Source organism: Bacillus sp. BB081 (assembly GCF_008368895.1).
GTDB classification, from domain to species: Bacteria; Bacillota; Bacilli; order Bacillales; family Bacillaceae_G; genus Bacillus_A; species Bacillus_A wiedmannii.
Genome location: NZ_QOZX01000081.1, coordinates 1 through 24,359, shown reverse-complemented (window position 1 = coordinate 24,359; position 24,359 = coordinate 1). Strand labels below are relative to the sequence as shown.

Sequence of the window (24,359 nt, the reverse complement as noted above, 5' to 3'; positions counted from 1 at the left end):
GCATAGGGGAACGCAGTCGAAGAAATAAAAGCAATGAGTAAATACGAAACTTTATCAAATGAAGAACACAGTGTTGCACATGCTTTATATAAATATGTAATTTAATATAAAAAGAAAAAAAGAGTCCAACTGGTTTCTTTTTTTCTTTTTATTAGGGGTAAGGTATTCTATTAGTTTCATAGAAGCCTTATTACTTTTTATTATATAGAATATATTGGAATAAATGTTTATATTTTTCATATTAATTGTGAAAATTTTATGAACTTTATATTTTTTGTATTTTTATACTACTAAAATCGATGTGTATGACTCTGATATTAAAATCCGGTTTCTGCATGAGTACCCGTTTTAGGTTGGTCGTACATTCAGAATTAATATGTGATGAACAAAATACGTACTGATTAAGGATTCATTTTATACGCAAATTCTTCTCTATTTTAATTGAAAAATAAAATTTATTCGAATAATTATTCTGCAGCTATATACCTAAAAGCACATTCTACGTATAATGGAGAAGTATAAATTTTGAATTTGTATTAATTTTACATATTGAGGTGAAAAAGGAATGAATGCGCGGCTAATGGAACTTATTGATGTGAGTACAATAGAAACCATGGCAGAACAGTTTTATAAATTAACCAACATATCACATCAACTTCTTGATGCTGAAAAAGAATGTATATTTTCTTTTGGAATAAATGAGATGAAAATATGTAAACTTCCCAAAATTGAAATCCCCATTTTTTTATACAATCAACATTTAGGATCTTTTGTAGTATGGTCAAACAAAAGTGACATTTTCAATTGTCAAAAATACTTTGAAATGCTTTCAAATCTAATTATAGATGGAGCAACAAAGGTATTTCAAAGTAAAAATACAACGTTGCTTTCTCGAAAAGAGGAGGAACTGCATACGATTTTACAAAATATGCCTGTTATGGTTGATGCGCTTGATTATAATGGAGATTTTGTTTTGTGGAATCGGGAGTGTGAAATTGTAACAGGTTATACAGCTGAAGAAATAATAGGGAATCCAAATGCCCTACAATTATTGTACCCAGATCATAATTATCGTCACCAAATACAAACGAAATTTTTAACTTGTGGAAAAAATTTCAGGGATTGGGAAATGCACTTAACATGTAAAAATGGTGAAATCAAAACAATCATGTGGTCCAATATATCAGAACAGTTTCCTGTAACAGGATATAGCTACTGGGCTGTCGGAGTAGATATTACACATTTAAAAGCGATAGAAGACCAGTTAAAACAACAAACGTCTGAATTGGAATTAATTTTTAAGGCTTTACCAGATTTATGTTTCTTAACAGAAGATGATGGCACAATTATAGATTATAAAGCAGGATCCCCTTCGAAATTTTACGTACCGGCACAAGCTTTTATGGGAAAAAAGTTTTTCGAAGTATTACCATCTCCAGTAGCACAGCAATTTCAGGAAGCAATTCATCAAGTGAAGGAAAAAGGGACGAATGTAATTGTTGAATATCCACTTACAATTAATGGGAGTGTCGATTTCTTTGAAGCTAGATGCTTACCATTATTACATGATAAAATTATGATCATTGTACGCGATATTACAGAACGGAAAAAGACAGAAGAATTGCTAAATAAATCAGATACACTTGCAGCAATTGGTCAATTAGCAGCTGGTGTGGCTCATGAAGTGAGGAACCCATTAACTGTCATTAAAGGGTTTATACAGTTATTTCAAATTAATAAAGAAGATCAAGAAAAATATTTTGATTTAATGCTTTCTGAAATTGAAAGAATAGAAGCGATTCTTCAAGAGTTTTTATCAATTGCTAAAACAGATGAGATAAATACAGAACAAAAAAATATTTATCAAATTTATAATAATGTCGTATCGTTAATGAATACAAAAGCAATTATGACGAATATTCAAGTGGAACTATATGCAGACACCAAAGACATAAGCATTGAATGCTCAGAAAATCAATTGAAACAAGTGTTTATTAATATTTTGCAAAATTCAATCGAAGCTATGCCAGATGGCGGGAAAATTACAATTCATATTAAAGAGATAAGCGATGAAGGTGTCATTATTCATGTAATTGATGAAGGAATAGGGATACCTGAAGATAGAATTAAGAGATTAGGTGAGCCTTTTTATAGTACGAAAGAAAAAGGTACCGGTATCGGATTAATGTTAAGTTATAAAATCATTGAAAGTCATCAAGGGAATATAAGTATTATGAGTGAAGTTGGAGTCGGGACAACAGTAACGATTTACTTGCCGAAAGCTCAGAGCGAAAAATCTCTATCAAATTATGATGATAGATTCGAATCAATACGTCCAATTATTAACTCTTAAATTACTAAATCCCCAATAACCGAAAGCTTAACTTTTGGTTATTGGGGATTTTTATATTTAATTTAGTAAACTTAACCTTTTCGTTACAAGTCTCTTCAAACGTTTATATGTTTCATACAGCATTAAAAATTGCAGGTGTAGATTATGTGAAAAATAGTTCATTAAATATTAAACAGGAGTACTTTGATAAAATGAGGTATTATTTCAGGCAATTTGGATTAGGTGTTCCAACGGGTATTGATTTACCGAATGAAACAGCTGGACAAATTGGTAAAAAAGATAATCAACCTGGTTTCTTACTAGACTACTCAATTGGCCAGTATGACACCTATACGCCACTTCAGCTTGTACAGTATATTTCAACAATCGCAAACGGTGGATATCGAATGAAGCCACAAATTGTTCAAGAGGTAAGAGAGCAAACTTCGCAAAAAGATGAGATTGGTAAAGTGGTGCATGCAGTAGAACCAATCGTTTTAAATAAGATAGATATGAAAGAGGAATATATAAATCAAGTAAAAGAAGGATTTAGAAAGGTATTCCAAGCAGGTGATGGAACAGGAGTAAGGGCGTTCCAAAAAGCATCTTATAAGCCAGCAGGTAAAACAGGGACAGCACAGACAGTATACGGTGGAGAAAGTGATATTGGAAGAAATGAAAAAGGTGAGCGAAGAGAATGTTATAATTTAACGTTAGCAGGATATGCGCCGTATGATAATCCTGAAGTAGCATTCTCTGTAGTTGTGCCGTGGGTTATTAATGATAAATCTGGTATTAACTCTGATATTGGAAAAGAAGTTTTAGATGCTTATTTTGAATTAAAAAATAAGCGATTGACTGGAGAAACTACAAAAATAGATGGCTCTCAAGAAGGTTAAAACATATGAAATGTTATAGAAACTAGAGTCGACTTATTTAGAAATAGGTTCAAAATGGGTGATAGAGAGGTAAAATCATTCTATCAATTATTCACATTTTATAAAATAAATCATATATTGATAGCATAGGACAAGCTGAAAAGCTTATTCTAACCTCACAGAACACTCCTTATCACGGTTTGGCATCTACTTATGTAGATGCCTTTTTTAATTTAATCACTAACAATTATTTATCAACCTAAAGTAGCAAGCATATTAGGACTATTAGGTGAAGATTGACGGTAATAATTACAGTATGCTTAATAAGCGAATTGAAATGTAAGGAGTGAGAAATAAGTGCTAAATATTTTAGTGGTTAATTTTCCAGCAGAGGGACATGTAAATCCTACATTAAGTTTAGTCAAAGCCTATACTGAACGAGGTGATCACGTACATTATATTACGACAGAACAATTTAAAGGCAGAATTGAAGATTTGGGAGCTACTGTATATACACATCCAGATTTATTAAAGGAGATTTCTATTGATTCTGAAACTCCAGATGGGCTGAATTCTTTCTTTCGTGTACATGTTCAAACTTCTTTATATATATTAGAAATTACGAAACAATTATGTGAAAACATACATTTTGATTTCGTAATTTATGATATATTTGGCGCTGGAGAGTTAGTAAAGGAGTATTTACAAATTCCAGGAGTACTTTCTTCTCCTATATTTTTAATTCCTCCAGAATTTTTGGAGACGTTACCTTTTCATCCAAATGCAGAAATACAATTCCAGCCTGATGAAATTTCTGAAAAATTATTATATCAAATGGAGCACGAATTTGGAGTAAAGCCCAAAAATAATCTTCAATTTATGCATAATAAGGGGGATATTTCTCTCGTTTACACAAGTCGTTATTTTCAACCTAATAGCGATGCGTTCGGAGAAAATAACATTTTTATTGGACCGAGTATTTCAAAGCGTAAAACAAATGTACAGTTTCCACTTGAATTGCTTAAAGGTAAAGAAGTTATATATATTTCAATGGGGACACTGCTTGAAGGGCTTGAACCATTCTTTAATACGTGCATTGATACTTTCTCGGATTTTGATGGAATGGTTGTAATGGCAATTGGTGATAGAAATGATCGTTCTAAAATTAAGAAAGCGCCAGACAATTTTATAATTGCTTCATACGTACCCCAATCAGAAATATTAAGTGAAGCAGATGTTTTCATTACACATGGCGGCATGAACAGCGTACACGATGCTATTTATTTTAATGTCCCATTTGTCATCATTCCACATGATAAAGACCAACCAATGATAGCGCAAAGATTAACTGAACTTGAAGCAGCACATCGGTTATTGAAAGAGAATGTTAATGTGCAAACGTTAAAAGAAGCGGTAACAGATGTTCTTTCAAATAAAAAGTATAAGCATGGTATACGAAAACTGAATGATAGTTTTTTAGAATGTGGTGGTTCAAAAGAAGCAATTGCAGTGATTACATCTCTTTTAAATAAATAGTTTAGACAATATAAAAGCATAGAGGTACTACCTTTATGCTTTTATATTATTATACTGCAAACTGCACAGCAGTATTTGCATGTAAAAAAGCGGTATCAAAAACAGGTACAGTAAGGTCGTTTTGGGAAATGAGCAATGGTATTTCAGTGCAGCCTAGCAATATACCTTCTGCGCCGTTTTGAATTAATGAGTTTGTAATTTGTAAAAGTTTTTCTTTTGATGCTTCTGAAATAATTCCTTTACTTAATTCATTTAAAATAACATGATGAATAAAATTTCTTTCCTCTTCATTTGGGATGATTGTCTCAATATTAAAATTTGCTAGACGTGATTTATAGAAGTCTTGTTCCATCGTTTGTTTCGTACCCAATAGTCCGATACGCTTTATATTCTGTTCTACCATTTCTTTAGCACTTATATCACCAATGTGAAGAAGTGGAATAGATATTGCATTTGCTACTTCTTCAGCAAATAAATGGACCGTATTGGAACACATTAATAAACAATCAGCTCCGGATTTTTCAACCTTTTTTGCAACTGTGACTAATTCGTTTTTCACTTCTTCATATTGATGATTTTGTAATAAAGTAGTTACTTCTCCAAAGTCCATGCTATATAAAACAAGCTTTGCATTTTGATCGTATTGAGAGAGTGTAAGTGTATTAATATGTTTATAGTATAACGATGTAGATTCCCAACTTAGTCCACCAATTAAACCGATTACTTTCATCGTACATTCCTCCCGTAACTATTTTGAATTCATTATTTCATAATTCCTATAAGAATACAATGATTTAAATGTACCGTTAAACGAAAAATAAAAATAATTAGAAAAGTGTTGAAATTTATACTTATTAGTGCCATAATACGAATTACAAATTAATACTTATCCAGAGAGGTGGAGGGAACGGCCCTATGAAACCTCAGCAACCCCTATATAAATTTATAGGAAGGTGCTAATTCCGCAGAGGACACGATGTGTTTTTGGAAGATAAGAGGATTCTTGAACGTGAAGAAAATGACCTCTTATGTAAGGGGTCATTTTTTGTTGTATAGAAAGGGAGTGTCGATGCATAATTCATTTTCAAAATAAATATAGAGTAATAAAAGTTGACTAATATGGGAGGGGAATTGTAATGAACAAATTATCAACAAAGTTAGTAGTAGCAATCGGAATTGGAGCAGCATTATACGGGATATTAGGACTTTGGGGATTTTCTATTGCACCAAATACATTTATTAAACCTGCATTAGCTATTTTAACTGTTTTTGGAGCGTTGTTTGGTCCAGTGGCAGGACTTTTAATAGGACTTATCGGTCATACCGTAACAGATACAATCGCTGGATGGGGTATTTGGTGGGGTTGGGTTATTAGTTCAGGCATTATCGGCTTTGCAATGGGACTCATTCAAAAAAGAGTTAGCTTTAGTGTGAAAAACGGGACGTATAATAAGCGGGATATTTCTTATTTAGCCATTACTGGGTTAATTGGTATTGCCATTGCTATTATATTTGCTGGGGCATTCGATGTTATTGTGATGGGAGAACCATTTGACAAAATTGTTATACAAGTATTAGGAGCAACAATTGCTGATGTTATTGTATTTTTAGTTCTTGGATTGCCAATTACAATAGGTCTAGCTAAATCTAATAAGAAACATACACATTTAAAAATTGAAAAGTAGGGATGTTAACATGCAACCAATCATTTCTTTTGAACAATTCAGCTTTCAATATGAACATGCTGCGCAGCCTACTGTAAAAGACATTACATTTCATATATACCCTGGAGAAAAAGTACTAATTGCTGGACGAAGTGGTTCAGGGAAGTCAACGTTAGCTCATTGTATAAATGGGCTAATCCCCTTTTCTTATGAAGGGATTAGTACTGGTAATATTTTAATTGCCGGAAAAGACCCGAGGAAAGAGAGTGTTTTTGAACTGAGTAAACAGGTAGGAACAATTTTGCAAGATCAAGATGCTCAATTTATTGGTCTTACAGTAGAAGAGGACGTAGCTTTTTATTTAGAAAATGAATGTGTAAATCAAGATGATATGAAAAAGATTGTTTCGGACTCATTAAAAAAGGTAAAGATGCATGCTTTTCATAAACAAAGTCCACATGAATTATCAGGAGGGCAAAAACAAACTGTTTCTTTAGCAGGTTTGTTAACAACAAATGCTGATATATTATTGTTCGATGAACCGTTAGCAAATTTAGATTCAACAAGTAGTTTACATACGATAGAACTTATTAAAGGCATACATAAACAATATAATAAAACAATTGTAATTATTGAACATCGAATAGAAGAAATGTTAAACCTGGATTTAGATAAAATCATTTTAATGAATGAAGGGGAAATTGTTGCGATAGGGACACCAGAAGAGATTTTAGCGTCAAATATATTACCATCTATCGGCTTAAGAGAGCCTATGTACGTAGAAGTATTAAAGAAATTGCAGTTTGATGGTAATAATGACGTAATATACTACCCACTTGAAAATCTTCAAAGGGAAAGTGTTCGTAGCGTAATAAATGAGTGGATGGAGAAGCAAGTTTCTTGTAAAGGTACTCCTACAAAAAAAGAATTATTGAAAGTAGAGAATTTGTCATTCTCCTATCCTAATAAACAAAAAGTATTGGACAATGTAAATTTCTCCATATATGAAGGTGAAATTGTAGCACTTTTGGGCCATAATGGAGCCGGTAAATCAACATTAGCTCATAGTCTTATAGGCATAAACAAAACAAAAAATGATAGGATTGTATTTGATGAAGTAAATATCAATTCTTGGTCTATTCGTAAACGTGGTGAGGTTATATGTTATGTGATGCAAAATCCAAATCATATGATTACACAACCTACTGTTATAGAAGAGGTTTCATTTTCATTAAAATTAAAAAAGGTTTCAAAGGAAGAAATTAAGCTTAGAGCGGAAGAAACATTAAAACTTTGTGGTTTGTATCCATTTCGAAATTGGCCAATTCAGGCATTAAGTTATGGACAAAAGAAGAGAGTAACGATTGCATCTGTACTAATAGCAAATCCGAAACTTATCATATTAGATGAACCGACAGCGGGACAAGATTATTATCATTATAAACAGTTTATGTCGTTTATTAGAAAACTAGCTGTACAGGGAATATCTTTTATTTTTATCACACATGATATGAATCTCGCTTTAGAATATGCAGACAGAGCGATTGTTCTAGATGAAGGGGAAATTATTGCGAATAATTCCGCGTGCGTTGTATTAGGGGATACAGAAACGTTACAAAGGGCGAACCTAAGGGAAAGTTCTTTATTCGAACTAGTTAAATTTAGTGGAATTTCATATCCTGAAAGGTTTATGGAACATTATTTTGAGGATATTAGGAGGGAGGAAGGTGTATAGTACATATTTTCATCGCATGGATGAAGCAGTGAAATTGTTGTTATTTATTTTTTGTATGACACTTACTTTTTTGTTTTTTGATTTTCGTATATTGCTATTTGTATTTATGATTGGATGTATCGGACTACTTATTGCTAAAATCCCATTTCGTAAAATTTGCCTTGTTTTTACTGTTATATTTACATTTAGTTTATTAAATTCTGTCATGATTTTATTTATTACACCAACTCATGGATCTGAATTAACCGAAACATATACTTCGTTTTTACATATCGGATATGCAACAATTACATATGAAACATTATTTTATGCAGCTACACTTTCATTAAAATATTTTACGTTATTACCATTTACACTTATTTTTATATATACGACTGATCCAAGCAAATTTGTGAGTAGCTTAAGTAAATTTCGAATTCATTATAAGATTACATATGCAATAAATATTGCATTACGTTATATACCTGATATTCAGTCCGAATATAAAGTTATTAAACATGCGCAAGAGGCGAGAGGAGTAGCTTTTGAAAAAGGAGAAGCAAGTTTATGGATTCGTATGAAAAACCGTGTCATAATTTTTTGGCCTTTAATTATTCATTCACTAGATAGAATCGATACAGTTTCAAATGCAATGGATTTAAGAGGATTTGGAAAGAAGAATACACGAACTTGGTTTTATACAAATAAAGCGAAAAGCGGGGATTTCATTGCTTTATTTGTAGGTGTTTTTATTTTAATTGTTGCAGTGTATTTAAAGTTACATGTATTTCAAAACTTTTGGTATCCATTTTAAAGCACTCTCAAATGAGTGCTTTTACTTATTTTTATGTGGACATGCTCAAAAAAGGGATATTTACATAATGTATAATACGAACCAGTTAAAATGATCAACTACCTATTAGTTTTCAAACCAAAAGGAGGAGAAAATATGAGTTACGGTGGTTCTTGTGGTTTTGGTGGAGGTTTCGCGTTATTAGTTGTGTTATTTATTTTATTAATTATCGTTGGATGCAGCTGCTGGGGCGGAGGGTACTAATTTCTAATTAGTTTCCACAAATGTAAACTTAAAAAACATAGAAGATACTTATGTATCGAAACAAATAAAAAAGGAGCAATTATGCTCCTTTTTTATTTGTTTTCAGATGAGTTCATATTACATTTCGGCAATGTAATTGTCAAAGTTGTACCTTTATTAATAACGCTTCGGATTTTCAAACTACCTTGCATCGTTTCAATGATCTTAACAGCAACCATTGTACCTAAACCTGTACCTTTTGTTTTTGTACTAAAATATGGTTCACCAAATCGATTTACTTGCTCTTGTGACATACCAATTCCGCTATCCTCAATCCGAATAATAACTTTATTATTACTAATAGATGAGGAGATATGTAAAGTACCACCATTAGGCATTGCTTCAATCCCATTTTTTATTAAGTTTAAAAAACATTGTTGAAAGTGCTGTTTATTGCCTACAATTGTTGCCGTGGAAAAATCTTTTGTAATATGTATTGTATTCATATTGCATAATGGTAAGATCATATTAATAACTCGGTTCAATTCTTGTTCTACTGAAATATGATCTAATTTTTCTGAAGCAGGTTTGGCAAACGTTAAATAATCATCAATAATTCCTTGTGCACGATGTAACTCTTCAAGTATATGTTCAATATACTCGTCTCTTGATTCTGGAGTTAAATTAGGTGTTTTTAAAAGTTGAGTAAATCCTTTTACGACAGTTAAGGGATTTCTTACTTCGTGCGATATACTAGCAGCAAGTTGGCTAACAATCTCCATTTTTTCCATTTTAATCATCTTCGATCGCATACATACTGCATCTTTTAAAACTTCATTAAAATAAATGACAAACAACATCAAAATGGTTGGTAATATTATAAAATAAATAATGTACAAATTATTCACTTCAAAATCTGATAAAGTTAATACAATTACAGTTGTAAATATTGCTAGAAAAAATGTTAAAAACATTCCATAAGCTACTTTAATTTTTCTATTATACTTATTAAATTTTGCGGATGCGAGTGCTGTAACGATAAACATTGTGCCATAAACTAGTATTGTTAACATACTAAATCCATAAAATGAAAATCTTGTAATTAATAAAATAGCAAACAAAATGATACCAACAGGGAAGCCACCATAAAGTGTGCCTATTATAACTGGTATTTGTCTTAAATCATGAATACAATTTTCATCCATATAGATTGGATAGCGCATACATAAAATAAGAGGGATACTCGTACAAAGGATAATAAGTAGTTTTTTATATTTCTTTAAATAGCGTCCGCTATCATATATAAAATAAAAAATAAATATACTACTTAAAATGTAAAGAAGATTATTTAATACGTTTTGATTAATATAAACAAAGTTCATAATATTTTCCTCGTTATTTTGAATTTCCATTTTATATGTATTATACATGATTATAGTAGAAACTTTATGTTTTTAATAATATAGGTTATATCTTTTCAGCATTTGCCACGTTTATCCACTCTTCATAAAATACTTTAACTGATTCATATCGTTCAGCTCGGCTTTCATTTACAGCACGATACGCTATTTCATATAAATCCTTACTTGCTTCCCATTTTGTAAAGGAACGATCTTTTCCACCTCCTAAAATTTCGAAAGCCATCGCCCCCATATTAAATACATTTGTTCTTGCATCAATCATAGCGTTTAGCTCAAATTCTTCAGGAGACATAAAACGCGAGGAACCCCATAATCTTCCCATTTTATTCATGTATGGTTTTTTAGAATATAAATCAATATCACAAATCTTCGTCTCATTTGTATGGAAATTATATAAAATACTACCGTCATAAAAATCTATTGCTACATAGTTCTCCTTTTCGACATATGTATGGAAAGAAAACATAGCATTTAAGGATTGAATTCGCTCCAAAACAGATAAATGCTTATATTTATAATAAGGAGAGTTTGGATTTTTATATTTCTCAGGAGGCGGGAAACTCCAATGTGAATGAAGACATTCGCCATCAAACCAATCGAAAATTAATACATATCCAGAGTGAACTGGAAAGTGTTCAATTAGTTTTATAAGCGAGTCATGCTTTAATTCCTCATATAGGAAAACTGATTTTTTTAACCTTTCAATAGCGTCTTTCACAGTTCCTTCATATGCAAGTGTTTGTGCCCCTGCATATTTAATAAATTTCTTACGCCCATCTTTTTCTACACCAAAAGATAGATTGCCTGAATCTTGCTGGTCAAAAACGGCAAATACGGTTCCTAATTTCATAAGCCAATCAAAATTATGATGTTCTTTTAACTGGAATGTAACTTGATTCAATTGAATTTCAACTGGAATATCTTTCATATTATACCTCGCATTTATTATAATAAAGTTGTATATTTCAGTATTCGACATATTTTGTAAAAATCCTATGTTAATCACATGAAATTTTATAAATATAATAATAAACACTTATAAGAGGGTGAACAATATGGAACAACAAATCGTTATTAAACCATATCAAAAAGATTGGTATGAAGAGTATGGAATAGAAAAAGAGAAATTTATTTCATTATTTGGAGGAGAATGTATCGCTATTGAACACATAGGGAGCACATCTGTACAAGGATTAGGAGCGAAACCTCTAATTGATATGATGATTGGCGTAACGGATTTACAAATTACTGAAAAGTGGATTGAAGATTTATTAAATATTGGATATGAGTATGTTCCAAAAGAAACACCTAATCGACGTTTTTTTAGAAAGGGAAAATGGAGAGCTGGTACCCATCATTTGCATGTTTATATTTATAATAGTGACGAATGGAAAAACAATCTTTTATTTCGAGACTTTCTAATAAAAAATGAATGGGCACGTAAAGAATATAGAGAATTAAAAGAGAAACTTGCAACTACATATCCTTTTGATCGTGTTTCATATACAAAGGAAAAAGCACCGTTTATTCAAAGAATTTTAGAACTGGCCAAAACTCAAAAAAACTAAAATTACAGATTCTTATCTAAAAAATTTTAAAAACCTTTCCTACGTTATTTATAGGGAGGGATTTTTTCTTTTGTCATAACGATATACATTATTTCTAATTATTGGAGACGGATTATTTTATTTATTTCGATATTTCTAGTACATTGAAAATATTAAGGGGGAATTAAACAATGAAAGCTATTGTACATCAATATAAAAAAGGGGTAGAAGGATTAGAATATAAATTTTTACCTGAAACAAATCTTAATGCCGGTGAAGTAAAAGTAAAGTTAAAAGCTGCAGGATTAAATCATAGGGATTTATTTATTATATACAATAGAAAAGAAATGGAGTTGCCGTTAGTAATAGGGTCAGATGGTTCAGGAATTGTTACAGAAATCGGAGAAGGTGTTTCAAATAATTTATTAAATAGCGAGGTTATTATCAATCCTAGCATTGGATGGGAAAATATTGCCGAAGTACCAGATTTACCAGAGGTGTTAGGTGGACCGAAAGATGGAACGTTTGCTGAATATGTTATTGTGCCAGCTGAAAATGTAGTGGCAAAACCGTCATATCTTACTTGGGATGAGGCTGGAGTTTTATCTTTATCGGCATTAACAGCATATAGAGCGCTTTTTACAAAGGGTAAATTGAAGTGTGGAGAACATGTTTTAATTCCGGGAATAGGCGGCGGTGTAGCGACATTTGCCATGTTATTTGCGAAAGCAATTGGCGCAAAAGTAAGTGTTACATCAAGGGTAGAGAACAAAAGACAGTTTGCCGAAACATATGGCGCAGACTTTTCTTTTAATAGTTCTGGAAATTGGGAAGAGAGTTTACGCGGAGAGAAAGTAGATTTAATAATCGATAGTATAGGTCCAGCAACATTCTTACAATATTTTGATGTATTAAAACCAAATGGGAGAATTGTTAATTTTGGTGCAAGCTCAGGAGATAAAATTGAATTGCCATTACGTGCATTATTTTATAACCAAATCGATATTATGGGGACATCTATGGGTAGCCGTGAGGAATTTAATGAAATGGTTAAGTTTATTGAGAAACATAAGATTAAACCAATTATTGATAAAGTATATTCGTTAGAAGAAGCCGTTGGGGCATTAAGTCGTATGGAACAAGGAGAACAATTTGGTAATATCGCACTTCGTATGTATTAAAAATACGATTTCGCAACTACTATATTTAAGTAACAATGTTATGTATTCTACATATGAAAAGTATGTAATTCGTATTGTTTTAAAGGTTTTTCAGCTTTATACATAATTAGCCGTAATAATTAGTCTCAATATTGTCAAATGAGTAATAATAAAATGAGAATTAGATGAGAAAAGTTTAAGCCCATTTTCATATTGATGTTGTATACTGTGTAAATCAAGAATGCTTTTATTTAAGGAGAGAGTATTATGAATTACACAGTATTTCAATGGTTTAATAGTTTTGCTGGATCGTCCAAACTATTAGATACGCTAATGGTTGCTATTACAAATAGCGCTGCATATGTAGCCATTCTATTTATGTTTATCTTATGGTTTAATAATGGAAAGAAAGAGAATGCAATTATAAAACAATATACAGTTTTATATACGACACTTTCAGTTATTATTGCATTATTAGTAAATGTTCTTATACACGCGGTTTATTATCATCCGCGTCCATTTGTATCACATGATGTACATCAATTAGTACCACATGCAGCAGACTCATCATTTGTTAGTGATCACTCTGTACTTGTATTTTCCATCGCATTTGTATTTTTGCTTAGAGGAGAAAAACTTAAATATGTCGCTCTTATTTGGGCAGTATTAGTTGGTGTATCACGTATGTACGTAGGAGTTCATTATCCTCTAGATATACTTGGTGCAGCTTTCTTAACATTTATTACGAGCGGTTTAGTAGTGCAAAGTACACGTATGTTTGAACCGATAGCGAAATTTGTATTTAAAATGTACGCATTGGTAGCGAAACGAATTCCTTTTTTAGCGAAATATAATCATATAGCTTAATTTTTATAAATAACTATTTATAGGTTTGTTAAAAAGTTCTCCTTTGGAAATCCAGAGGGGAACTTTTTTATTATGCACAAGATAAGGGTATGCGTATGAAAAGAGTGGCGAAAGAACAACGGAATTAGCATCATAAGTTCCTATTAAATTTGTATAAGTTAACCATCTTGTGACGGAATATTCGTAAATTTCACGCACCGTGCTGTAAATAAAAAAATAAAAGCAAAACAACAGCAGAAACAACAGCTACTTTCAGAACGATTTAAAGGAATTAAAAGGAAAAGTTCGAAACATATAGTATTGAAAGCAAAAATTACATAATTTGTAGCACACCTCTGCAGTAGTTAATTGTGAAAGAAAGGGGATAAATATGCATAAACTTCAAACGAATAAAGGCGCGCGGTATTTTATGGTTGCTTTTATTGTTTTGTTTCTTATTATGCTTTTGCGTTTTTTCTATATTCAAGCAGTAGGGGTCGTCCATAATGTAGATGTAAAGGACCTTGCAACTGAACAACATAATAAAAAGGGTGTTTTGGAAGCAAATCGTGGAACGATTTATGATCAAGCTGGAAAAGTGCTAGTCCAAGATTCCACAACATATCGTGTTGTTGTGAATTTAAAAGGAACAAATAAAGTGAAAAATAAAGATGAAACCGCAAGGCAATTAGCTGATGCGCTTGAAATTGATAAAGAGGATGTATTAAAAAATTTTCATGATGGACGTACGCAAGTTGAAATCGGAAAAGTTGGTCGGAATTTATCTAGAGAATTGAAAGAACAAATCGGGAAAATGAAAATTCCGGGTGTCTCTTTTATGCCAGAAAAAGCAAGAGTGTATCCAAATGAAGATTTTGCATCTTATATTCTTGGTTTTGCTAGACCTGACGATAAAGGAAATACAGAAGGGAAATTCGGACTTGAAAAGAGTCTGGATAAATATTTGCGCTCGACAAATGGGAAAATAGAATATGTGGGAGCACGAAAAGGCATCCCCCTTACAAATGATATAGGAAAAATAGAACCCGCTAAAAATGGAAATAACGTGTACCTTACGCTTGATAAACAAATTAATAGTTTTTTAGAAGAAGCGATGAATAAGGCACAAGATCACTATGATCCTTCTATGTTAGTAGGAATCATAGCGGATCCAAAGACAGGGAAAGTTTTAGCGATGTCTAGTAAACCAAGTTTTAATCCTAATAAAGGCGATATTGAATACTTTTTAAATGACCCAATCGCAAATGCATTTGAACCAGGTTCAACAATGAAAGTATTTACGTTAGCTGCTGCAATAAATGAAGGGGTATATAACGGGAAAGAATATTTCCAATCTGGAAAATATTCAGTTGGTTCATCTGATATAAAAGATCATAACGGTGGGTTTGGATGGGGATCTATTACATTTGATGAAGGGTTTGAAAGATCATCCAACGTAGCTTTTTCTATTTTAGAAGATCAGTTATTGAAACCGGATAAATTTAAGCAATATATGAATAAATTTGGATTCAACCAAAAAACCGGAATAGATTTACCTGGTGAAAGTAAAAACACATTATTATTAAATACACAAATTCAACAAGTCACAACTTCTTTCGGACAAGGTTCTACAGTAACTCCCATCCAATTAATCCAAGCAGCTACTGCTATAGCAAATGACGGAAAAATGATGCAACCATATATTGTTGACAAAGTTGTAAATCCAACTAACAAACAAGTTATTATGGAAAATCAACCGAAAGAAATTGGGAATCCGATAAAAAAAGAGACAGCGGACGAGGTAAGGAATTTAATGGAGCGTGTTATTACGTCTTCAAAAGGTACTGGTACAATGTATAAAGTGGATGGTTATCCAATAGGAGGTAAGACCGGAACAGCGCAAATTCCGAATCCTGAAAATGGACGATATATGGAAGGGAAAGAAAATTATATTTTTTCATTTTTAGGTATGGCTCCGATTGATGACCCAGAGTTAATTGTATACTTAGCTATTAAACAGCCAAAGTTAAAGGGAGACGAGTATGGAGCTCAGCCGCTTGCTGAAATATTTAAACCAGTTGTGAAAAATAGCCTTGAATATTTAAAGGTGAAACCATATACAGAAAAACAAATGGCAGATGCAACGGAACGATCCCAATTAAAAGTACAAAACTATGTCAATCAATCAATGGATACAGTAGAGAATAGTGTGAAAAAAGAAAAGCTCCAACCGATAATTTTAGGCGAAGGAAAAATAATAAAACAATATCCGCAATCTGGTGAAGTAATGAGTGAAGGGGATCGTATATTTTTATTAGGGAAGAACGCAATAATGCCAAATTTACAAGGTTGGTCAATGCGTGATGTTATGTATTTCTCAAAATTATTAAAATTAGATTTAAAGACTACAGGTACGGGCTATGTAACGAGTCAGAGTATTGAAAAGGGACAAGATATACAAGAAGGCGATGCATTAATCCTAGAATTGGAACCACCGTTACAACCGTTAGCAGAGGCGAATACAAACTGATTCGGACAAAGTGAAGGGTCTATATACAATAGGCTCTTTTTTTATAGATTTAAGTAATTTCACGCACCGTATTTTTTTTGAAAAAATAATAAATAAAAGAATCAACAGTGACACGTCGATAAATATCTGATTATTTTATATTTACAGTTAAATAAACTTGTGATAATATGGAAAAAATCAAATGCAATGAAGAGAAGAGTAAATAAAATGAATTTTTCACAGAGAGCTCCATTTAGCTGAAAAGGAGTAAAAATTCTTTATTGAATCAAGCCTCTGAGCAGCACATAGGAACCTTTTATTAGGGGATAGTGTGACGGGAGCTCCCGTTATAGAGCTATGGTATAAGCATGAATTAGAATGCAGTACCTGATAAGGTTAATATGGCGACATATTAACAAACTAGGGTGGCACCGCGATGATAAATCTCGTCCCTAAGACTAAAAGTCTTGGGGGTGGGATTTTTTTATTGTTTCAAAACAATTTGGAAAGCGGGGGCCTAAAATGAAAAACTTACTTAAAGATTGGAAATATCCATTATTACTACTGTCTGGAGTTGGTATTGCGAATTTAGGGGCATGGATTTATTTAATAGCACTAAATGTACTTGTCTATAATATGGGGGGATCAGCCTTAGCTGTTGCTACTTTATATGTAATTAAACCATTAGCCGCCTTATTTACAAACGCTTGGTCAGGAAGTATGATTGATCGTTTAAATAAACGGAAGTTAATGATTCATCTCGATATATATCGTGCGGTATTTATCGCTATTTTACCTCTACTTCCATCACTTTGGATTGTTTATGTATTCGTATTCTTTATAAGTATGGCCAGTGCGATTTATGAGCCAACTGCTATGACGTATATGACAAAATTAGTACCAGTAGAGCAAAGACAACGTTTCAACTCATTACGTAGTTTAATAGGATCGGGTGCATTTTTAATTGGTCCAGCGATAGCCGGAGTATTGTTAATAGCAAGTACACCGGAGTTTACTATATATATAAATGCTATAGCATTTCTCATATCAGGAGTAATTACATTGCTGTTACCTAATCTTGATAAAAAATCCGATATTCATACGTCAAATGACAAGTTATCTCTAGCTGTACTAAAAAAAGATTGGAACATCGTTTTAAATTTTAGTAAAAAATCTTTGTATATCGTTTTTGTGTACTTCTTATTTCAAGGAATGATGGTTTTAGCTGCCGCAAATGATTCACTTGAATTGTCATTTGCTAAAAAAATTTTACTGTTATCAGATAGTGAGTATGGCTTTTTAGTTAGTACCGGTGGAGCTGGATTTATTATAGGAGCTATAACAAATACAATTTTATCAAAAAAATTAGCACCTTCACTTTTAATTGGAATAGGATCATTATTTATTGCAATCGGTTATTTAATTTATGCTTTTTCAAATGAATTTTTAATAGCCGCTATCGGATTTCTTATTTTGTCTTTCTCTATGGCATATGCAAATACAGGATTTAACACCTTTTATCAAAATAATGTCCCTGTCCATATCATGGGACGGATTGGGAGTATATATGGGCTTGTTATTGCGTTCATGACCATTTCGATTACGATTCTATTCGGAGTTGTAACCCAATTTATTTCTATACAACTTGTAGTTATTATAGGATCATCAATCATGTTCCTTATAACTATCATATTGTGTGTGTTTATTTTATTGCCATCACAGTCTAAAGTGCATTCCTCTGAGTCAATCAATTCAAAATAGTAATCTTGGTTTTGATTTACGGTATTCAATAGGAGGGTTTACCCTCCTATATATGGAAATATAAGAAGGGTGAACAATATTGATAAACGAGGGTGGTTTTTGTAATGAAAACAAAAGATCAAATAGACAGCATTGTAAAAGAAATGCATCAACATATAGATTTCTCTGGGGTAATTTTAGTAAAAGAAGAAAAAGGCTTAGTCTATGAAGAGGCGTTTGGTTACGCAAATCGCAATGAATGTATAAATAATACGCTACAAACAAGGTTCGGAATTGCCTCCGGTTGTAAAATATTCACTGCTATCGGTATCTGTCAACTTGTTGAGAAGGGGATAATTACATTTCAAACAAAGTTAAAAGATTGTTTACGTATAAACTTTCCAAACTTCAATGAAGATATTACAATACATCACCTTTTGACGCATAGTTCGGGTATCCCAGATTATTTTGATGAAAGTATTATGGATAACTTCGAAGATCTTTGGGAACAAACTCCTATGTATCTATTAAAAAATTTAAAAGACTTCTTACCATTATTCCAAAACAGAAATATGATGTTTGCACCTGGAAGTAAGTTTCATTACAACAATGCAGGTTTTATCATACTTGGATTAATAATCGAAGAACAGACAGGATTTGAATTTACGGAATATATAGAAAAAAATATATTCAATCCAATTGGTATGAATGATTCTGGCTATTTTTCTTTAGATAGTTTACCAAGACACACAGCTTTAGGATATATAAAAGACGAAATTAACCAAAATTGGAGAACAAACGCCTACTCTATACCAATAAAAGGTGGTTCTGATGGTGGTGCTTTTATTACTGCGCCAGACATGCTGAAATTCTGGGAAGCGTTATTTAACTATGAAATCATAAGCCGAGAATATACAAACATGCTTTTAACTCCTCATATTCAAGTAAATAATAATCAGTCTTACGGCTATGGAATATGGATTGAAACAAGAGAAAACAAGATATTCAAATATCATGTAATGGGATATGATCCAGGAGTCAGTTTTCGCTCAGCCGTATATCCAGGCTTAGGAATTACATTAGTTATTCCATCAAATAAAGGAGCAGGACCCGAAAAATTAATGACAGAAATAGAAGGAGCTTTTTAATTATATGGATATAGAAATTAGAGCGTATAGAAAAGTGGATGAAACTGGTTGGTTACGTTGTCGTGTGTTGTCTTTTTTAGATACAGCATATTACGATAATGTATTTAGGGAGAAAGAAAAATATGAAAATCCTGCTATTGAATTAGTAGCAGTATATGAAAATCAAATTGTGGGTTTAATAGATATCGAATATGAATTAGAAGAACGTGCAGTTTGTTCAAGAGGAACTGGTCTTGGCGGCATGATTTGGCATATTGCAGTTCATCCGGATTTTCGTAGAATGAAGATTGCTAATCAACTATTAAATAAGGCAGAGAAGTTAGCGAAAGAACTTAACCTAAATCGATTAGAAGCATGGACTAGGGACAACCTATGGGTACATGGATGGTATGAAAAGAACGGATTTGTAAACGTAGATTCATATTTACATGTATATTCCGACCATACAGACGAGATAAAAGGTGTAATGAAAAGTAATATAGATCAGTTATATCCAGTTCAAACATTTGCTCATTATACAGGTGAAAATAAAGAAGAGATAAGAAAACAATTTAAACGAGTTCATGAGTGTTTTTGTTTTGAAAAGTATTTTAGTTGACTAGAAAACCTTTATTTATAAAATAAAGGTTTTCTAGAATGAAATATAACTCTATACAAATAAATATTAAATCATTATATTTAAATTTACAGTATTGTATAATATTACTATGAAAGGATGTATTAACAGTTTGTATATGATCAATGGTAGTGCGTTTATCTTATTGGGGCTGATCTGTTATTTCATTGTACGAAGTATTTCAATTGGAATGAAAAGTAAAAAAGGTGTGAATTGGTGGAAAGAATTAATTAGTTTCCTATTCGCAATATATATTGGTATGGTTGTTGCAATAACTTTATTTCCTATACCAATCGGTTTTCCAACGGGCATCGAGAATATAAGACTTTCAATCAATATTATCCCCTTTGCTTCAATTATTAAAGATATTGGTAAAATAGGAATTGCTTATGATGGTGATGTTCTATTTATGATTGGTCTCATCGTAAGAAATGTAGGTGGAAATATTTTATTATTAATGCCTTTAGGATTTTTAGCACCAATTATATGGGATAAATTCAAAAAAATTAAAAACACTATTTTATTAGGCTTGGCTATATCAATTAGTATTGAGTTATTACAACTAATAGAGTCTTTATTTAGTAGTTGGATACGCATTACTGATATTGATGATGTAATCTGTAACGTTATAGGTTCTATTGTTGGATATTTTATTTATAAAATCACTTTAATGCTAGCTAGTAAATTTAATATTCAAGTATTAAATAAGACTAATTCTAAAGGTGTAGAATCTATTGATAATTGACACTTCATACGGGTTAATAGATATGTTTGTTTTGAATAAAGATGCTAACAGATGTACGAGTCAAAAGTACGTCTGTATATTTTTATTAAAAATGCTTACGACTATTATATTATGTACCGTAATAAATAGACGATAGTATAATCGAAAAATATATAATGAATTAACAAAAAAATTGTAAATATATTCATCCTTTGTTTATCAATGCAGTGAACGGTAATACTAAATAACATTGAACTTTTACAACAAGGGATGATAATATGATATTCATTTATACAGATTTTGGCGGAACACATTCAACTTCACTTGCTGCAGCTTATCATTTAAATAAATTACCAACTGATCGTAAGTTAACGAAAGAAGAAATTTTGAATGTAGATTACTTTAATAAATTGAAAACAGAAGATATGGGCAAAATCATTTTTCATGGAATAGACGAAAATGGTAATCCGGTTTATACAATTGGATGCGGCGCATCAAAAGTCGTTGTACCTGCGATGAAACATTTAGGAGAGATTTTGCAAAAACATTATCAAAGTCATGAAAAGATTATTTTTTCTAATACATCACCAACAGTGCCTTTACCAATGACTTTTGGCGGTCTGTTTTCTAGAAGATTTCATATTGACTTTATTGGTGTACCACTACTTGTATGGGGAGCAAAACTTTGCTGTGATAACGTACAAAGACTTGTTAGTTATACGAAGGAAGCTGGCCGATTGACGAATGATTATGTTGTAATTTTAGATAATGAAACTTTTAAATAATGAATGAAAAGAAGAAAATTGGGCAAATACCTCGATTTTCTTCTTTTTTTCGTGAAAATGACAAAAAATATTCACATTTACTATTCATCTACTATAGCCAAAACAATAAAGTCCTGTTACTATTACAGGGATATTCTCTTTTCGTAACATAAATATATAGAAAAATTAGAAAAGAGGAATTGAATTAAGGGAGGAACAACATGAAGCGTGTTGCTTGGATTACTGATAGTACAACTGCGAGTTTTACAACAGAAGGAGATAACTTTGTTATCCCAATTGAAGTTATTATTGATGGTGTGTCGTACAAAGATTGTGAAGATGGTGTGCGTGAGCGCGTCTATAATGCGTTAAACGAAGGTAAAACTGTCACTACATCACAACCTAACATAGGGGAAATGGTAGAGTTATTTTCGAAATGTAAAGAAGAATATGAAGAGGGATTTGCAGTTGCTATTAGCGGAAAAGTAAGTGGAACTTATCAAAACATGAAGTTAGCTGCAGACATGGCAGGTTTCCCATTAACGGTATTGGATAGTGAAACAACAAGTTATCCAATGGATGAACTAATTAGAAAAGCGAAATCGTTATACAATGATGGTATGACGTTACAAGATATACACAAAACATTAGTAGATGAAAAAAGAAGACCTTTCCACGTATTCCCGAAAAGTTTAAAAGGCCTTTACGCAAGTGGACGTGTAAAGGGAGTTCAATTTTTACTTGGAAGTTTATTAAGTGTCAACTTAATATTAGAAGTAAAAGGTGGAGAGCTTTTACTTGAAAAGAAAGTTCGCAAAATCCAAAAATGTCGAGAATACATTAAAAATGAACTCGAAAAAGAATTACCAAAAGTACTTCATATGTTCCATGCTAACGATAAAGATGGGGCTGAAGAATGGATTTCAGATATTAGACAAGCATTCCCTGAAATGGATTTCAAATTATACCCATTACCAATTTCATTTGCAGTACATGCAGTTGAAGGTACAATACCAATGAGTGATTCATGGGTTTTTATTAATAACTAATTGAAAATGGAGGGATATTATGTCGCCATCAAGCAAAAAGGCTCATTTTATCGTTTTGAGGAGCAACCAATCCCTCAACTTGATTTGAAATTAAAAATATAAACCTTTGCCTACTGGCTGAACAGTTTCTAGAACAGTATCGACCATTTCTTCATTGATTAAGGTTCTTATAATCCAAGCTGAAAGATCTTGAGCAGCAAAACAGCCTGCAGCAGTCGAGATATTTCCTTCGTTTACGAAACTTTGTTCAATAACGTCTATATCAAATTCTTTAAGCTGTTCTACTACGGACGGATATGTAGTGGCTTTCTTACCTGTTAGTAATTTTTTAGCTCCTAGTAGTAATGAACCAGAACACATAGATCCTATTAATTGTCTTTGAGGATCTACATGAATGCTATTAAGATACTCTTGATTTTTATATAAATTTTGTACACCCTTACCACTTGCAAATATTACAGCGTCAGCAGACGGAATATCAGATATACTTCCTGTCATGGGAATACGTAAGCCAGACATGGATATATGAGTTTTTCCCGTTCCTAATAGTTGAACGTTCCAATCAGAAATACCGCCAACTAAACGTACACGATTTAATAAATCCCATGGTAGAAAAACATCTATATCAGTAAAGTTATCAAAACAGACTATTGCAATTTTCATTTTCTAATCCACCCCTTACTGTTGTTACCAGTGCCAATTAACTTTTCTAATAAAACAATTGCTTTAACATTTGATTCTAATTCCATAAGTATGTCCCCTTATTTACAAGATGAACTTCTCCTGTTTATGTTCTATATTAAGTTATAAATCCCTGTATATTCCCTGCATTTGAAAGAGGTGTTAGCAATTTTTTAACTCACCCAAATATATAAATCAATTAAATCTTCTGCTTAGTTTCTACCGATTCGTTCTACAAAATTTACATGTATATTTTATTAAATAAAAGATTATACACTTACAAAATATGTGGCATTGAAATATCCTATACATACCTTAAATTCTGTTGTATAGAGAGAGAAAAGGATTTTTAAAGATAAAAATAGAAATCTATATAAAAATATATACAAATGGTAGGGATGTTATGAAAATTGGTAAGTTTGGAGAAGTAAATAACATAAGTATTGATACAATTAGACATTATATGGATCTCGGCCTCATTATTCCTGAAAGAAAGGGATCGCATTATTTTTTTGATGAGTATTGTCAAACAGATTTAGAACTTATATTACATTACAAAGAGCTAGGTTTTAGCTTGAATGAAATTAAAGAACTATTTTTTTATAAAAATTTAGCGAAATCTATGAATTACAAAAAAGATACTTTTTACCAATCTTTATTTAAATTGAAATATGACCAGATGGAACAGGAAATAGAACTTTTGGAGAAGAGACGGGATAAATTAAAGGAAGTGTTACATGATTTATTATTAACAAATGAAACTTCGAATTCAATTATAGGGATAGATTTAAGCGTACTTCATTTGCTTACATGTTCTAATTGTAGCAAAAAACTAATTCTTCAAGATGGAATTATTACTAACAATCAAATTACTGAGGGGAGGTTACTTTGTAATTGTGGTGAAGAATACATTATTACTTCAGGAATTATAACTGCTGGTAAATCATTTAAATTAAATGAGCAAACGTCACTTGAAGATACTATTTCGGATTAT

General features: G+C 31.8%; 22 protein-coding genes, 1 pseudogene, 1 riboswitch and 1 other annotated feature. Of the genes and pseudogenes, 19 read left to right on the top strand and 4 right to left on the bottom strand.

Annotated features, from left to right (window positions below; genetic code table 11):
• Positions 1 to 6: 6 nt before the first annotated feature.
• The 4 genes and pseudogenes from DN394_RS25125 to DN394_RS25110 all read left to right on the top strand — a co-directional run.
• Positions 7 to 105, top strand: a pseudogene (locus DN394_RS25125) (Cof-type HAD-IIB family hydrolase); the annotation flags it as partial.
• A 460-nt stretch (positions 106 to 565) separates the two neighbouring features.
• The gene (locus DN394_RS25120) at positions 566 to 2,353 is read left to right on the top strand and encodes a PAS domain-containing sensor histidine kinase (RefSeq protein WP_098149969.1); all 1,788 of its coding nucleotides are present in this window, start codon (positions 566 to 568) and stop codon (positions 2,351 to 2,353) included.
• Between the two features lie 8 nt (positions 2,354 to 2,361).
• On the top strand, positions 2,362 to 3,231 hold the full coding sequence (locus tag DN394_RS25115) for a penicillin-binding transpeptidase domain-containing protein (RefSeq protein ID WP_350448865.1): 870 nt from the start codon (positions 2,362 to 2,364) through the stop codon (positions 3,229 to 3,231).
• Between the two features lie 336 nt (positions 3,232 to 3,567).
• Entirely contained in the window at positions 3,568 to 4,746 is a 1,179-nt protein-coding gene (locus tag DN394_RS25110; RefSeq protein ID WP_097917045.1) for a macrolide family glycosyltransferase, read from the top strand.
• Positions 4,747 to 4,795: 49 nt separating this feature from the next.
• On the opposite strand, the gene DN394_RS25105 is transcribed toward DN394_RS25110, so the two are convergent.
• Complete coding sequence (locus tag DN394_RS25105) at positions 4,796 to 5,476, bottom strand: aspartate/glutamate racemase family protein (RefSeq protein ID WP_097917044.1); 681 nt, start codon at positions 5,474 to 5,476, stop codon at positions 4,796 to 4,798.
• A gap of 153 nt (positions 5,477 to 5,629) precedes the next feature.
• A riboswitch (SAM riboswitch) is annotated at positions 5,630 to 5,744 on the top strand.
• 138 nt (positions 5,745 to 5,882) lie between these two features.
• Between DN394_RS25105 and DN394_RS25100 the strand changes: the two genes are divergently transcribed.
• From DN394_RS25100 to DN394_RS25085, 4 genes are all read left to right on the top strand, one after another.
• Entirely contained in the window at positions 5,883 to 6,431 is a 549-nt protein-coding gene (locus tag DN394_RS25100) for an ECF-type riboflavin transporter substrate-binding protein (protein ID WP_098149970.1), read from the top strand.
• Between the two features lie 10 nt (positions 6,432 to 6,441).
• Positions 6,442 to 8,145: an ABC transporter ATP-binding protein gene (locus DN394_RS25095; RefSeq protein ID WP_097994370.1), complete on the top strand. Its 1,704-nt coding sequence runs from the start codon at positions 6,442 to 6,444 to the stop codon at positions 8,143 to 8,145.
• Positions 8,138 to 8,938, top strand: a complete 801-nt coding sequence (locus DN394_RS25090) for an energy-coupling factor transporter transmembrane component T family protein (RefSeq protein ID WP_097994371.1) — start codon at positions 8,138 to 8,140, stop codon at positions 8,936 to 8,938. Before DN394_RS25095 ends, DN394_RS25090 begins: the two co-directional genes overlap by 8 nt.
• A gap of 135 nt (positions 8,939 to 9,073) precedes the next feature.
• Positions 9,074 to 9,181, top strand: a complete 108-nt coding sequence (locus DN394_RS25085) for a YjcZ family sporulation protein (RefSeq protein WP_000120182.1) — start codon at positions 9,074 to 9,076, stop codon at positions 9,179 to 9,181.
• Positions 9,182 to 9,273: 92 nt separating this feature from the next.
• Here the strand turns inward: DN394_RS25085 and DN394_RS25080 are convergent, their stop codons facing one another.
• On the bottom strand, positions 9,274 to 10,542 hold the full coding sequence (locus DN394_RS25080; protein ID WP_097994372.1) for a sensor histidine kinase: 1,269 nt from the start codon (positions 10,540 to 10,542) through the stop codon (positions 9,274 to 9,276).
• Between the two features lie 85 nt (positions 10,543 to 10,627).
• Positions 10,628 to 11,509 carry a protein kinase gene (locus DN394_RS25075; protein WP_141475111.1) on the bottom strand — a complete coding sequence of 294 codons (882 nt, stop codon included), beginning with the start codon at positions 11,507 to 11,509 and terminating at the stop codon, positions 10,628 to 10,630.
• Positions 11,510 to 11,636: 127 nt separating this feature from the next.
• Here DN394_RS25075 and DN394_RS25070 point away from each other — a divergent pair, with 127 nt between their 5' ends.
• The 10 genes from DN394_RS25070 to DN394_RS25025 all read left to right on the top strand — a co-directional run bounded on the left by DN394_RS25070 (position 11,637) and on the right by DN394_RS25025 (position 22,684).
• Positions 11,637 to 12,149, top strand: a complete 513-nt coding sequence (locus DN394_RS25070; RefSeq protein ID WP_097994374.1) for a GrpB family protein — start codon at positions 11,637 to 11,639, stop codon at positions 12,147 to 12,149.
• A gap of 170 nt (positions 12,150 to 12,319) precedes the next feature.
• Complete coding sequence (locus DN394_RS25065) at positions 12,320 to 13,309, top strand: zinc-binding dehydrogenase (RefSeq protein WP_097994375.1); 990 nt, start codon at positions 12,320 to 12,322, stop codon at positions 13,307 to 13,309.
• A 246-nt stretch (positions 13,310 to 13,555) separates the two neighbouring features.
• Positions 13,556 to 14,155: an undecaprenyl-diphosphatase gene (locus tag DN394_RS25060; RefSeq protein ID WP_097994376.1), complete on the top strand. Its 600-nt coding sequence runs from the start codon at positions 13,556 to 13,558 to the stop codon at positions 14,153 to 14,155.
• A gap of 370 nt (positions 14,156 to 14,525) precedes the next feature.
• The gene (locus DN394_RS25055) at positions 14,526 to 16,664 is read left to right on the top strand and encodes a penicillin-binding protein (protein WP_097917020.1); all 2,139 of its coding nucleotides are present in this window, start codon (positions 14,526 to 14,528) and stop codon (positions 16,662 to 16,664) included.
• Positions 16,665 to 16,841: 177 nt separating this feature from the next.
• Positions 16,842 to 17,100 (top strand) — a binding site (T-box leader).
• A 65-nt stretch (positions 17,101 to 17,165) separates the two neighbouring features.
• A complete protein-coding gene (locus DN394_RS25050) occupies positions 17,166 to 18,404 on the top strand; it encodes an MFS transporter (protein ID WP_097994378.1) in 1,239 nt (412 codons plus the stop codon).
• A gap of 104 nt (positions 18,405 to 18,508) precedes the next feature.
• Positions 18,509 to 19,531, top strand: a complete 1,023-nt coding sequence (locus tag DN394_RS25045) for a serine hydrolase domain-containing protein (protein ID WP_097994379.1) — start codon at positions 18,509 to 18,511, stop codon at positions 19,529 to 19,531.
• A 4-nt stretch (positions 19,532 to 19,535) separates the two neighbouring features.
• Positions 19,536 to 20,129: a GNAT family N-acetyltransferase gene (locus tag DN394_RS25040; protein ID WP_098953607.1), complete on the top strand. Its 594-nt coding sequence runs from the start codon at positions 19,536 to 19,538 to the stop codon at positions 20,127 to 20,129.
• Positions 20,130 to 20,238: 109 nt separating this feature from the next.
• Entirely contained in the window at positions 20,239 to 20,892 is a 654-nt protein-coding gene (locus DN394_RS25035; protein ID WP_170955593.1) for a VanZ family protein, read from the top strand.
• Between the two features lie 257 nt (positions 20,893 to 21,149).
• Complete coding sequence (locus DN394_RS25030; protein WP_000576339.1) at positions 21,150 to 21,656, top strand: DUF3189 family protein; 507 nt, start codon at positions 21,150 to 21,152, stop codon at positions 21,654 to 21,656.
• A gap of 200 nt (positions 21,657 to 21,856) precedes the next feature.
• Positions 21,857 to 22,684: a DegV family protein gene (locus DN394_RS25025; protein ID WP_149294351.1), complete on the top strand. Its 828-nt coding sequence runs from the start codon at positions 21,857 to 21,859 to the stop codon at positions 22,682 to 22,684.
• A 90-nt stretch (positions 22,685 to 22,774) separates the two neighbouring features.
• On the opposite strand, the gene DN394_RS25020 is transcribed toward DN394_RS25025, so the two are convergent.
• The gene (locus DN394_RS25020) at positions 22,775 to 23,347 is read right to left on the bottom strand and encodes a DJ-1/PfpI family protein (RefSeq protein ID WP_098953605.1); all 573 of its coding nucleotides are present in this window, start codon (positions 23,345 to 23,347) and stop codon (positions 22,775 to 22,777) included.
• A gap of 421 nt (positions 23,348 to 23,768) precedes the next feature.
• On the opposite strand from DN394_RS25020, the gene DN394_RS25015 reads away from it, so the two are divergent.
• The coding region (locus tag DN394_RS25015; RefSeq protein ID WP_149294350.1) for a MerR family transcriptional regulator at positions 23,769 to 24,359 on the top strand (591 nt) is incomplete at its 3' end.